The sequence below is a fragment of the Paenibacillus riograndensis SBR5 genome (assembly GCF_000981585.1).
GTDB lineage: Bacteria > Bacillota > Bacilli > Paenibacillales > Paenibacillaceae > Paenibacillus_AQ > Paenibacillus_AQ riograndensis.
The window spans coordinates 3,323,619-3,336,439 of record NZ_LN831776.1; the positions used below are offsets into that span (position 1 = coordinate 3,323,619).

The following is a 12,821-nucleotide window of genomic DNA, read 5'->3' on the forward strand; positions in this document are numbered from 1 at the left end:
TATCAGGCAGGTTGGCTGAAAATCAATCACGCTGAACCATACCACAAGTAGCGGCAAGTTTTTTGAAGAATAGCTCGCAGGAGCCTGTAGTTACAGCATAAAGACCTTAGAAGCAGGATAGGTCACAATGTGTAAACGGCTTATGCGAGCTTTTTTATTGCACTACACAATGATTGGGTTTGAATGGTAGATTTATTATTTAGAATAGGGCGCAATCCCCTTTGTATAGAGGTTGTCCACTAACCTGAAAAATTCTTCTGACGATAAATCCTTTTCTCGCCGGAGCCAAAGACGAAATAAAGAAAGGGAGGTTGAGAGGTAAAACTCAATCAAGTACGGCGTGATGGAATGGTTTTGCGGAGAGTTAAATTCCAAGCTATCCAAGGTGATCTCTCTTTTTAAGCGTTCTAAAAAACGAGTGCTTCCATAATCACCCAGGAGGGCACTGAGAATCGAGAGATACTCCCTTTTGTCCAAACAATGGAGCGCATTTTGGACCGTGTGCATAGATAGCTCTTTATTCGCCAATTCTTCTTTTATGTAGCTCAATAAATTATTTTCAACAAAGTCTAACAGTTCGTAAATATCAGAAAAGTATTGATAAAATGTACTGCGGTTATATCCTGACTTATTCGCAAGCTCTTGAATGGAGATTTTTTCAATCGGCTTTTGGCTATATAACTCACAAAAAACATCTATAAACATTTGTCTTGTTTTCTCCGTTGTTTCGGGCTGCTTTTTCATTTTATCCTCCTATTCGAACAAGAATATCGTCCGACAAATAATAAAAAACTGATGGTTGATAAAGGAATAATAAAAATCTATCATCGTATTATACAACATGTTGTCTGATGATTGAAAGGAAATGTTGAAAAATAGGAGTGGTTTTATGTCAGCAAAACAAAATAGGGTTTTAATTTTTGGTGCAGGTGTGATAGGCAGCGCATACGCGATCAAATTCATTGAAGCAGGGATTGACGTCACTCTGTTTGCACGTTCTAATAGATTTACAACATTGAAAGAAAAAGGCCTGCAATATAATGAAAAAGGTGCGGTTAAATCTATAAAAGTAAATGTCATTGATACGCTTGAAAATGATGATGTATATGATTTTATTTTCGTTACCGTTCGTTACGATCGATCCGAATCAGCGCTGTTAGCATTAAAAGATAATCAAAGCAAAAATATTGTTACGATGATTAGCAATTCAAATGGATTTTCTTCGTGGCTGGATATTGTTGGAGATAGACTTTTACCAGCTTTCCCCGGTGCCGGCGGACAGATTAAAGAGGGGATTTTGTATGCCCGGTTTCCACCAAAGGTTCTGGTGGCTACTATGTTTGGAGAAATTAGTGGTTTAGTGACCGAACGTACAGAAAACCTCGCAAAATTATTTGAAACAGCAAAACTTCCCTACGCAATTAATCAGGATATGAAAGCTTATCTAATCACACATTCAGTATCGGACATTGCTATGATTAGTGTTTTACATTCTGAAGATAAGATCATTGATGAAAAAACAGTTAAAACCAGAAAAACGGCACATAAAATAACAATCACTTTAAAAACGTATTTAAAGGCAATCCAAAAAGCCGGCATTGCTATTAATCCATCTGTACTTAAAATTGTGCCTAAATTCCCTAATCTGATTTTGGATGTTTTCTTTATGATATGGCTACGGACTAAAATGGTTAAGAATATGATGTTGCCGGATTATGCGATTAGTGCAAATAATGAAATGGTGCAGTTGAATAACGATTTATTGAAGTTTTTAAATCAAAATGATATCGATCCCGTGTAGAATATAGAAAACCAGTCTAATACTTTAGTTGGCTATAATTGTTTTTTCCATGCCGGGGATTCCGTCTGGTGTGCTAAACTGGGAACAAGTGTGATTTATTTAACATTTGCTTATGAATCTAGCTTATGAATCTAGCTGACAACATTTCATGGAGGGGTTGCATGCAGACGTTTTTTCGCTATAACTGGATGGTTCGGGAAGAGTGGTACAAGTGGTGTGAGGATTTGACGGAGGAGGAGCTGCTGAAGCCGCGCGTCGGCGGGGTCGGCGGGATTCTGAAGACTCTGTTTCATATTGCCGATGTGGAGTGGAGCTGGATTATGGTGATGCAGGGCAAACCTGATTTTCAGGAGGATTTTGCCGGGTTCAGCAGCCTGGAGAAGGTAAGGGAGCTGGATGCCCGCTTCCGGCCGGAGGTGGAGTCCTTTGTATTGAACTGGAATGAGGGACTGGAACGGAAGATTTTTACCGACACACAAAAGGATGGATCCGTGGTAACCGATGCCTGGGGCGAGATTATGCGCCATGTGATTGCCCACGAAATTCATCACATCGGGCAACTTTCAGTGTGGGCCAGAGAAGCCGGCAAGCAGCCGCCGTCCGCGAACGTAATCGGCAAGGGGCTTATGGACAGTTTGCCTGGCAGCTCTATACACGCGGAAACCACAAATGCCGCAGGTCCACCCAGCCCTGGCTGTTGAAGGTTACGCCGCGCACGGAGGGCAGATAAGCGGTCTGGACCGGCTTTTCGTACAGAATATGCAGCTGATGGTCCTGCGTCAGCTTGTCCTCAATCCGCTTGAAGCCTCCGGCTCTCGCTCGGGGATCGGGCTCACGTGCGATCAGGTTCAGCATACCCTCTATACCGGAACGGATGCCAGGCTCCACATGCTCTGCCAGCGTCTGGTACAGATCGAACAGCCGCAGCTCCTCGTCCTGATCACGGAGCAGAGAGAAGACGATGAGGTCGGACTGCAGGCGCACAGGGCCTTTGAATTCCTCCGGCGAGACGGACAGGACGGTGCAGGCATAGCCGCGCCGGATCAGCCGGGAGGCAATATGCCCGGCATCCCCCAGATATTGCGGAATGGTAGCAATCTGCAGGGGGCCTGGCGCCAGCTCTGGAGTAGCGGGAGCAGAAGGCGATGCCGCTTCATCCAGACAAGACAATATATCCGCGCGGAGCTGGGGATCGCTTAAGGGGCCGTTTTTTTTGGTGTTGCAGGTGACAAACTTGCGCACATAGGATTCAGAATGAATCCGGCTCCAGGAGGCGGCATCCGCTGTGGAAGGATTCGGGATGACATGAAAGGCAGAAGCCGTATCCGGCTGCACCTGCTCTATGCCAAACGGCACATAAAGAATTTCCACGCGGTCCAAATGGGCCCGCCCCTGATAATAATAAGGGAATACCTCCAGCACGCAGAGCTCCTCGCTTATCTCCACCAGCTTGAAGGGCCCGGTGCCAACCGGCCTCCGGCCAAAGTCACCCTCTGGACCGGATTCCATATCACGCGGAACAATCGCTGCCCGGCTGGTGCACAGGAACGGAAGAAACAGCTCATTCGGCTTCCGCAGAACGATGCGCACCGTGGTAGAATTCAAGGCTTCCACCCCGGTAATCTCCTTGAAAATGGAGCTGTAGAGCGTCCGCTGCGAGGTCTGCATCAGCCGCTGCAGTGAATAGACCACATCCTCGGCGGATAGCACCTTTCCATGATGGAACAGGACTTCCTTGCGCAGGTGAAATGTCCATCCGGTGCGGCTGCCATCCACATCCCAGGCGTGGGCCAGGCCGGGAACAATGCCCCGTTCGCTGCTTCGCCCCACCAGTCCGTCAAAAACATGGCTGGATACAAAAGATTCGGCCAGCAGATTCATATACAGCGGGTCAAAGGTATGCAGCTTCTGGTTAACCGGAAGCCGCAGCGTATCAATCTGCTTGTTGCTGCGGATTTCGGAATGATGCCCGAAATAAGCCAGCAGCCAGCCCTGCAGCGTATTCTGAAGCGAGGAGGAACGGGCATGTCCCCGAATGCCCTCGATGGCGCTGCCGACGTCCTTGCTGCTGATTGCCTGCTTCATGGACTCCAGGGCGATCTCCTCCGCATCCGCGAGGAACGTCAGCTTCGAGCGTTTGCCCCGGCCCCGGCTGGGGGTCCAGGTGATCCAGGCCAGTCCGGCCATTTTATTGATAATATGCAGGGCATTGCGGTGGGTGCAGCCCAGGGTGTGTGCCAGCTCATCCAGAGTAACCGGAATTTCCCCCGGCCCTCCGTGATGGGAATGGAGCTTCAAAAATTGGCTGTGCAGCTTCATGCATCCAGCTCTCCTTCATTAAAATAGGAAACAAACCTTTTTTTCTTTCTCTTTTTCTTCTTATTTTATCAGCTAGAATCAGGATAAGAAAGTAAGAAGATGGAGGTATTTACCATGGAAGATCAGACGGTACCGAAGCCGGAGCGGGCTTTTCAGGCCCTGGGGGCGGCTTTTCTGCTCGCAGTCTTGAACCAGTATTTGTTTTACGGTAAAATGCCGGGGGTTTCCTATCCGGTTTTTGTATGTTTGTATTATGTGTTTGTGCTCTACTTTGCCAAAGACAAGCTGCGCAAGCCCACTGTTGTCAGCTATATCTGGCTGGGGGCGATTATGCTGCTCTCTCTGACATATGCCTTGTTCGCGAACTGGCTGTTCTTCGGGCTGAATCTGCTGGTCATTCCGGCGCTGATTTTATTACATATGACCTGCATGCTAAGCTATAAGCTCCCGTCCTGGAGCGGACCCCTGATGATCGGGGCGGCGGCGGAGCATTTGTTTGCCCAGAGCCTGCGGCACTGGGGGACAGCGCCACGGATCATCCGCAGAATGTTCGGCGGGGGGAAGCTGCAGGATGAACGGAAGCAAGTGGTGATCAAAGTGCTGACCGGGCTGGGGATCTCTTTGCCGCTGCTGCTGATTGTAACCTCGCTGCTCTCCTCGGCGGACGGTGTGTTCCATGAGCTGCTGGCAGGGATTCCGCGGATGCTGGAACGGCTCTCCTTTGGCGAAGGGTTTGCGCGGCTGCTGTGGGTTCTCCTGCTGGGAACAGGCATGTTCGGCCTTCTCTGGGGTTTTGTCGATCACAAGGTGTATGTGTGGAACCCGAAGCCGGAGCTGAATATGGAGGACGGGCCATCGGCGGAGCCGCTGAATGAGCTGCTTCCCCAGCCTTTGACGCTGAAGGTGGACCCGGTGATCCTCACAACTATTCTGACCGTTATCAATACGGTATACGTACTGTTCGTAAGCTTGCAATTCTCTTATCTTTTCGGTGCCTGGGAGGGCATTCTGCCGGAGGGCAGCACCTATGCCGATTATGCGCGCAGCGGTTTTTTGGAGCTGATTCTGGTGACTTCGATCAATTTCGTTCTGCTGCTCCTGTCCCTGCATTCGACTGGCCCGGCGGCAGCCCGGCTGCGCACAATCATAAATACCCTGCTCTACATCCTGGTGCTCTGTTCTGTGGTTATGCTCTATTCCGCCTATTCCCGGCTGGCTCTGTATGAAGAGGCTTACGGGTATACGTACATCCGGTTTCTGGTGCATGCGTTTATGATTTTTCTCGGACTGCTCCTGGTGCTGGCGGCGGTGCGGATCAGCCGGGTGCAGTTTCCGCTGGCTCCGTGCTGTCTGGCTCTGGGGCTGTTCTCCTACGTGTTGATCAACTATATTGGCATGGATCACATTATCGCAGAGCAGAATATCCAGCGCTATGAGACAAGCGGCATCCTCGACAGCAGCTATTTATCCAGACTGTCACCGGATGTCACGCCGCTGCTGGTCGACTTCAGCAAGCAGAACAACGGCAAGCTGGATGAGATTCTGCGCGAACAATGGGACAACCGGACGCAAGCCGCTCGGTCATGGCCATCCTTTAATGCAGCGAGGTTCCGTGCGGAGCGGGCGCTGGAGCATTATTTTGCCGAATAGCAGCCTTCATCTGCGGCAGGCCGGGAGCGGGAGGGCTGGACGGATTACAGGGGAGTTGGCTGAGCCGCGCATGCTGTGTTACATTTAATGCATTCGTGACCAAAAGTGGGGGAGCTGCCTATGCAGTGGATTGCAGATCAGGACAAGATCCGGATGTTGGCCGGGCACAACGGTATGATGGAGATATTCAGCAGCGGGGCCATCTCCGGTATGGAGCTGCGGCGCTACAGTGACGGTGAGGCTATCTGCTCGGTAGGCGACCGGCTGGAGCATATGTTTATACTGGTGGAGGGGCGGCTCAAGATTCATACCCTGCTTCCTAACGGGAAATCGCTGCTGGTCCGTTTTGCCCGGCCGATGTCGGTAATTGGGGATGTAGAGCTGCTGCGCCAATATCCGGTCAAAAATGAAGTGGTGTCCATGGGCGAAAGCCTGCTGCTGGCGGCCGGAAGAGCGCTGGTTCTGAAGGAATTTGAGGAAAATACAGCACTGCTGCGTTTCCTGGTAGGGGAGCTGAGCCACAAAATGTATACGCTGGGCCAGACCACGGCACTGAATCTGCTCTATCCGCTGGAAAACCGTTTTGCCAGCTATCTGTTATCCCTGTTTGCGGACAGCGGCGGGCAGCGCGTGGAGGAGATCCGTACGTCTACACTTGCGGAAACGGCAGATTTGCTCGGGACCAGCTACAGGCATCTTAACCGGATCGTGCGCCGTTTTGTGGAGGAAGGTATTGTTGAACGCAAGAAGGGCAGCCTGAGTGTGCTGGACCAGGACAAGCTGGTTCAATTGGCAAACGGCAATCTTTATGAATAATTGCTATATAAAGCGAACTTGAAAAACTTACAAAAGGGAAAAGGGAAGTAGGGGAAGTTTGGAACTGTAGGAGCGTTAGCGACCGCCTTTGTATCCGGATTTCATCCGCTAAAAACGGCATGAATCAAGAAATCTGGATACAACAGCGGCCGGAAGTCCAAACATTCTCCGTAGTCCCGACAAGCCCCTAATGTAAATATCTTAAGTTCACTCTATATAAAGTCTGGAACATTTCAGTGATCAGAGATGGTGTTTTCACTGGAGAGTTCCATATTTGATGGGAGAGAAATAGACATGACAGCCAGTTCAAACAACGATATTAAATTGTCTCCGGAACAACGTGAGGGGCTGCTTGAAACTTTGAAAGCCCGTTTTGAGAAAAACATGAACCGTCATCAAGGTCTTGAATGGGCTAATGTACAAGCAAAACTTGAAGCTCAGCCGGACAAGCTATGGCCGCTTCATGAAATGGAAAGGACTGGCGGTGAACCGGATGTCGTTGGTCATGACGAAGAGACGGGCGAATACATTTTTTATGATTGTTCAGCGGAAAGTCCGAAAGGCCGCAGAAGTGTATGCTACGACCGTGAAGCGCTGGAGTCGCGCAAAGAACATAAGCCGCACAATAATGCGATAGAAATGGCGGCTGCCATGGGCATTGATCTTTTAACAGAAGCACAATACCGGGAGATGCAAAAGCTTGGAAAATATGATTTGAAAACGTCCAGCTGGGTGAAAACACCTGAAAGCATCAGAGCACTCGGTGGAGCCGTCTTTTGCGACCGCCGCTATGACACGGTCTTTATGTACCACAATGGAGCAGAATCCTATTATGGTGCGAGAGGGTTCCGCGGCTCTCTAAGGGTCTAGGGGCAAATCGTAATATTGCACATACTATTCATAGAATCGGTCCTCGATCAGCCCCAAGCGATATCTTATATTATTACCATAATTAGTTAGTTCATGGATAAGTCTCCGGGGTTCGGTCAGGCATCTTGCGCTTGCGGTTTGTTGTTCTGCATGGTTTCGCAGGGGGGATCGTTCTTTTTTTTGCATTTAAGAGGGGCCGGAGGATAGACCGCTAGCTAATTAGTAGACTATATATCGTAAAGGGGGCGGCAATTTAAGAAGTAACCTGGCAAACAAGAGTTTTATGAAAGCGCATACTTTTAAGCGGATCAAACAATTAGGGGAGGTGGTTGTCCATGTTGACAGGAAATACAGCATCTGCCGGAAAAAGGTTGCTCATGTACTGCCTGATCACTGTTTTGTTCGCAGGCCAGCTAGCGCTGTTTCCGGCTGTCAGTTCGGCTGCGGGGAACCTGGCTGCGGGCAAGACGATGACGGCAAGCTCTGTTGGAGATGTTTATGTTGCGTCCAATGCCAGTGACGGCAATCAGGCGACGTATTGGGAGAGCTCCGGCAACGCTTTTCCGGGGTGGCTCAAAGTAGATCTTGGAGCAAGCAGCAGCGTCAATCAGGTGGTGCTGAAGCTTCCGGCTTCCTGGGAGGCAAGGACCCAAACGCTTTCGATTCAAGGCAGCCCCGACGATTCCTCATACAGCAATCTGGTGTCAGCCGCTAGCTATACATTCAATCCCTCCAGCGGCTCTAATACGGTAACCATCCATTTCACGGCTGCCACCGCCCGGTACATCAAATTGAATTTCTCAGCAAACACAGGCTGGCCGGCCGCCCAGGTGTCTGAATTCGAGGTGTATGGCACCACGGCTTCTCCCAATGGAACTTATGAAGCAGAAGCAGCCTCATTATCCGGCGGAGCCAAAATCAACACCGACCACAGCGGCTATTCCGGTTCGGCTTTTGTTGACGGGTATCTCACACAGGGAGCATCTACTACCTTTACGGTTACCGCCTCTTCAGCAGGCATCTACGATGCTGCGCTAAGATACGCCAATGCTTCGGGCAGCACCAGAACGCTCAGTGTCTACGTCAACGGCACGAAGGTCAAGCAGACCTCACTCGCCAGCCTGGCCAACTGGGATACCTGGTCAACCAAAGTAGAAGCACTCAGCTTGCTATCCGGCACCAACACGATTGCTTACAAATATGATTCCACCGATTCCGGCAACGTAAATCTGGACAATTTGCTCCTAACTCCGGGAGTCACACCGACACCAACAGCGACTCCCACGGTAGCGCCAACAGCGACTCCTACAGTAGCGCCAACAGCAACACCAACACCAACACCAACACCAACAACGACTCCTACGGCAACGCCAACAGCTACGCCATCCGCTTCACCGACAGTTGCTCCAAGTACAGGCCCGGGGTCTAATCTGGCGATTGGTAAAAGCATCAGCGCATCGTCCTCCATCTATACGTTTGTGCCAACGAATGCCAATGACGGCGATGTCACCACTTACTGGGAAGGCACGGGCGGGAGTTATCCCAATACGCTCAGCGTTAATCTGGGCGCCAATGCCAGCGTGACCTCGGTTGTTGTGAAGCTTAACCCGGCATCTATCTGGTCCGCACGCACTCAGACGATTGAGGTGCTTGGGCATAACCAGGCCGCCTCAGCATTCACAAGCCTGGTTCCGCCAGCAGTGTATACCTTTAATCCGGCCAGCGGCAACTCCGTGACCATTCCGGTCACTGCCACCGTGAGTGAGCTTCAGCTGAAAATCACCGCCAATTCCGGTTCAAGCGCCGGGCAGGTGGCTGAATTCCAGATTATCGGCACACCGGCGGCCAATCCGGATTTGACGGTAACATCGATGTCCTGGTCACCGTCTGCTCCGGTAGAGACGGATGCCATTACATTAACCGCTGCTGTCAAAAACACCGGGACTGCCGTCTCCGCAGCGACAAATGTCAGCTTCTACCTGGGCACAGCCCTGGCAGGAACAGCACCTGTCGGCGCGCTGGCCGCAGGAGCCTCAAGCAATGTGTCACTTAACATCGGGGCCAAGGAGGCGGCTGCTTATGCGCTCAGCGCCAAGGTCGATGAGGGCAACACGGTCATTGAGCTGAATGAGGGGAACAACAGCTATACGAATCCTTCGCCGCTTACTGTAAATCCGGTATCCAGCTCGGATCTGATCGCCTCTCCTGTAAGCTGGACGCCGGGCAACCCGGCCGGCGGCAATACCGTAACCTTCTCGATAGCGGTCAAAAACCAGGGAACCGCCGCTTCAGCCGGCGGGGCGCATAACCTCACACTGACCATCACGGATACCGCCACCAATACGGTGGTCAAAACGCTGACAGGTGCTTACAGCGGAACCATTGCCAGCGGTGCGACAACGGCCCCGGTTACGCTGGGCACCTGGACAGCAGCGGATGGCAAATACTCAGTGAAGAGTGAAATCGCCACAGATGCCAATGAACTTGCGGTAAAACGGGCCAACAACATCCAGACCCAGCCGCTGTATATCGGCCGCGGGGCCAATATGCCCTACGACATGTATGAGGCGGAGGACGGAGTAATTGGCGGCGGAGCCGTCAAGCTTGCGCCGAACCGCAATATCGGCGATCTGGCTGGTGAAGCCTCGGGCAGAAGAGCGGTCACACTGAATTCAACCGGCAGCTATGTGGAATTCACCACCAAGGCCAACACGAACACGCTTGTTGCCCGTTTTTCCATTCCGGATTCGCCAAGCGGCGATGGAACCAATGCCACGCTGAACGTATATGTGAATGGAGTGTTTACCAAAGCTATCAGCTTAACCTCTAAATACGCCTGGCTGTATGGTTCGGAGGCCAGTCCGGACAATTCGCCCGGTTCCGGCCCGCCGCGCCACATCTATGATGAAGCCAATATGATGTTCGACAGCACAATTCCGAAAGGAAGCACGATCCGGCTGCAAAAGGATGCGGCGAACACCTCGCAATATGCGATAGACTTCATCAGCCTGGAGCAGGTGGCGCCAATCGTCAACCCGGACCCGGCCAAATACGCTGTTCCAGCCGGATTCACCCATCAGGATGTGCAGAATGCGCTGGATAAAGTCCGCATGGATACCACCGGTACTCTTGCAGGTGTATATTTGCCTGCCGGAACCTACCAGACCACAAGCAAGTTCCAGGTGTACGGCAAAGCTGTGAAGGTCATCGGAGCCGGTCCCTGGTATACCCGGTTTGTGGCTCCAGCCAGCCAGGAGAACACGGATGTGGGCTTCCGGGCAGAAGCTTCGGCGAATGGGTCCACTTTTGCCAACTTTGCGTATTTCGGCAACTATACCTCGCGGATCGACGGTCCTGGTAAGGTATTCGACTTTTCTAATGTTGCGAATATTACGATCGACAATATCTGGACCGAACATCAGGTATGCATGTACTGGGGTGCCAATACCGACTACATGGTGATCAAAAACTCGCGTATCCGCAACACCTTCGCCGACGGCATCAACATGACCAACGGCAGCACGAACAATCTCGTCTCGAACAATGAAGCCCGGGCTACGGGGGATGACAGCTTTGCACTGTTTTCGGCGATTGATTCCGGTGGTTCGGATATGAAGGACAACGTGTATGAGAATCTGACCTCGATCCTGACCTGGCGCGCAGCCGGTATAGCAGTCTATGGCGGTTACGCCAACACCTTCCGCAATATTTACATTGCCGACACGCTCTGCTATGCCGGGATTACGATCAGTTCGCTCGACTTCGGGTATCCGATGAATGGATTCGGTGCTTCACCGACGACGGACCTCCAGAATATCTCGATTGAGCGTGCAGGCGGACATTTCTGGAACGGGCAGACTTTTCCGGCCATCTGGGTTTTCTCGGCTTCAAAAATCTTCCAGGGCATCCGGGTCAGCGATGTGGACATTACAGATCCGACATATCATGGCATCATGTTCCAGACCAACTATTTCGCTTCTGCACCGCAGTTCCCTGTAGCCGATACAATCTTCACGAATATTACCATTTCCGGCGCGCAAAAGAGCGGAGACGCATTTGACGCCAAATCGGGTGTCGGCATCTGGGCCAACGAATCGGCAGAGCCCGGCCAAGGTCCGGCAGTAGGCTCAGTAGTCTTCAACAATCTGAAGATTACGAACACGGTCACACCGGTAAAAAATACTACATCCACCTTCAAGATCACCGTTAATCCTTAAGCAGGGGTTAGCCAATAAGGACGAATAGCAGAGCCTCTTCTCAGGCTCTGATGGACAGTCTGAGCCGTCTCTTCTTTATAAAGAGGCGGTTTTTTTGCTGGTTACTTGGACTGCTCCGCAATACGGCTGAATGTGGATCAGTCGACAAGAGCCGCCTCACAGCGCTACAATGGGGGGATAGACAGCAGAAGAAATGAGGAGGCTCACCCATGTCATCTCTTGTAGTCAGCAATATCACGGAACTGATCGGCAATACGCCTGTGGTCCGCTTGAACCGGCTAGCCGGACCACAGGCTGCCGAACTGTACGTGAAGCTGGAAATGTTCAACCCCAGCGGCAGCGTCAAGGACCGGGCGGCATACAATTTGATACGCCAGGCAGAGCTTGACGGAGTCTTGAAGCCTGGCGGAACTATCATCGAGCCGACAAGCGGCAATACCGGCATCGGGCTGGCGATGAATGCGGCGGCCAAAGGCTACAAAGCCATTCTGGTTATGCCTGACAATATGACGAAGGAACGGATCAATATTCTAAAAGCATACGGAGCAGAGGTAGTGCTGACTCCGGCCGCAGAGCGGATGCCGGGAGCGATCGCCAAGGCGCTGGAGCTGGGAAACGAGATCGCAGGCAGCTTCATTCCCCAGCAGTTCGAGAACCAAGCCAATCCCGATATTCACCGGATTACAACAGCACCGGAAATCCTGGCGCAAATGGATGGCAGGCTGGATGTATTCGTAGCTGCTTCGGGGACTGGCGGTACCATAACAGGTACCGGTGAAGCACTCCGCCAGCAGCTGCCGGAGATCCGTATTGTTGTGGTGGAGCCGCAAGGCTCACCGGTACTCTCCGGCGGCCAGCCCGGACCGCATAAGCTGGTTGGGACCAGCCCGGGTTTTGTGCCGGCCATATTGAATACGGGCATCTACGATGAAATTGTCCAGGTTTCCGATGAGGATGCGCTGGAGATGGTCAGAACCCTGGCCAGTACGGAGGGAATCCTGATCGGACCTTCCGGCGGAGCGGCGGTATGGACGGCGCTTCAGGAAGCACGGCGGCTGGGGAGCGGCAAGCGGGTGCTGTGCATCGCTCCCGATACAGGCGAACGTTACCTGAGTATGGGGATATTTTAATGATAGACAGACTTCCTG

9 protein-coding genes are annotated in these 12,821 nt (G+C 51.7%); 7 read left to right on the plus strand and 2 right to left on the minus strand.

Annotation, left to right across the window (positions count from 1 at the left end; genetic code table 11):
* Positions 1-195: 195 nt before the first annotated feature.
* A complete protein-coding gene (locus PRIO_RS13640) occupies positions 196-744 on the minus strand; it encodes a TetR/AcrR family transcriptional regulator (RefSeq protein WP_046502938.1) in 549 nt (182 codons plus the stop codon).
* A gap of 145 nt (positions 745-889) precedes the next feature.
* On the opposite strand from PRIO_RS13640, the gene PRIO_RS13645 reads away from it, so the two are divergent.
* Positions 890-1,801, plus strand: coding sequence for a ketopantoate reductase family protein (locus PRIO_RS13645; RefSeq protein WP_046502941.1), 912 nt, complete (start codon positions 890-892; stop codon positions 1,799-1,801).
* A 161-nt stretch (positions 1,802-1,962) separates the two neighbouring features.
* A complete protein-coding gene (locus tag PRIO_RS13650) occupies positions 1,963-2,502 on the plus strand; it encodes a DinB family protein (protein WP_046502944.1) in 540 nt (179 codons plus the stop codon).
* Here PRIO_RS13650 and PRIO_RS13655 read toward each other — a convergent pair.
* Positions 2,450-4,120, minus strand: coding sequence for an ABC transporter substrate-binding protein (locus PRIO_RS13655; protein ID WP_020431811.1), 1,671 nt, complete (start codon positions 4,118-4,120; stop codon positions 2,450-2,452). The genes PRIO_RS13650 and PRIO_RS13655 overlap by 53 nt on opposite strands.
* 114 nt (positions 4,121-4,234) lie before the next feature.
* Here PRIO_RS13655 and PRIO_RS13660 point away from each other — a divergent pair, with 114 nt between their 5' ends.
* From PRIO_RS13660 to cysK, 5 genes are all read left to right on the plus strand, one after another.
* The gene (locus PRIO_RS13660) at positions 4,235-5,770 is read left to right on the plus strand and encodes a DUF4153 domain-containing protein (protein WP_046502948.1); all 1,536 of its coding nucleotides are present in this window, start codon (positions 4,235-4,237) and stop codon (positions 5,768-5,770) included.
* Between the two features lie 120 nt (positions 5,771-5,890).
* Positions 5,891-6,586, plus strand: coding sequence for a Crp/Fnr family transcriptional regulator (locus PRIO_RS13665; RefSeq protein ID WP_046502950.1), 696 nt, complete (start codon positions 5,891-5,893; stop codon positions 6,584-6,586).
* A gap of 294 nt (positions 6,587-6,880) precedes the next feature.
* Positions 6,881-7,456, plus strand: coding sequence for a DUF4256 domain-containing protein (locus PRIO_RS13670; protein WP_020431805.1), 576 nt, complete (start codon positions 6,881-6,883; stop codon positions 7,454-7,456).
* Positions 7,457-7,791: 335 nt separating this feature from the next.
* Entirely contained in the window at positions 7,792-11,673 is a 3,882-nt protein-coding gene (locus PRIO_RS13675; RefSeq protein ID WP_046502953.1) for a galactose-binding domain-containing protein, read from the plus strand.
* A 209-nt stretch (positions 11,674-11,882) separates the two neighbouring features.
* On the plus strand, positions 11,883-12,803 hold the full coding sequence (gene cysK, locus PRIO_RS13680; protein WP_046502956.1) for a cysteine synthase A: 921 nt from the start codon (positions 11,883-11,885) through the stop codon (positions 12,801-12,803).
* Positions 12,804-12,821: the final 18 nt, after the last annotated feature.

What these genes read in the sequence shown, in the direction of transcription:
- PRIO_RS13675 (WP_046502953.1), top strand. Translation starts at nt 7,792, where the DNA reads ATGTTGACAGGAAATACAGCATCTGCCGGAAAAAGGTTGCTCATGTAC.
- PRIO_RS13670 (WP_020431805.1), top strand. Translation starts at nt 6,881, where the DNA reads ATGACAGCCAGTTCAAACAACGATATTAAATTGTCTCCGGAACAACGT.
- PRIO_RS13650 (WP_046502944.1), top strand. Translation starts at nt 1,963, where the DNA reads ATGCAGACGTTTTTTCGCTATAACTGGATGGTTCGGGAAGAGTGGTAC.
- PRIO_RS13655 (WP_020431811.1), bottom strand. Translation starts at nt 4,120, where the DNA reads ATGAAGCTGCACAGCCAATTTTTGAAGCTCCATTCCCATCACGGAGGG.
- cysK (WP_046502956.1), top strand. Translation starts at nt 11,883, where the DNA reads ATGTCATCTCTTGTAGTCAGCAATATCACGGAACTGATCGGCAATACG.
- PRIO_RS13640 (WP_046502938.1), bottom strand. Translation starts at nt 744, where the DNA reads ATGAAAAAGCAGCCCGAAACAACGGAGAAAACAAGACAAATGTTTATA.
- PRIO_RS13660 (WP_046502948.1), top strand. Translation starts at nt 4,235, where the DNA reads ATGGAAGATCAGACGGTACCGAAGCCGGAGCGGGCTTTTCAGGCCCTG.
- PRIO_RS13645 (WP_046502941.1), top strand. Translation starts at nt 890, where the DNA reads ATGTCAGCAAAACAAAATAGGGTTTTAATTTTTGGTGCAGGTGTGATA.
- PRIO_RS13665 (WP_046502950.1), top strand. Translation starts at nt 5,891, where the DNA reads ATGCAGTGGATTGCAGATCAGGACAAGATCCGGATGTTGGCCGGGCAC.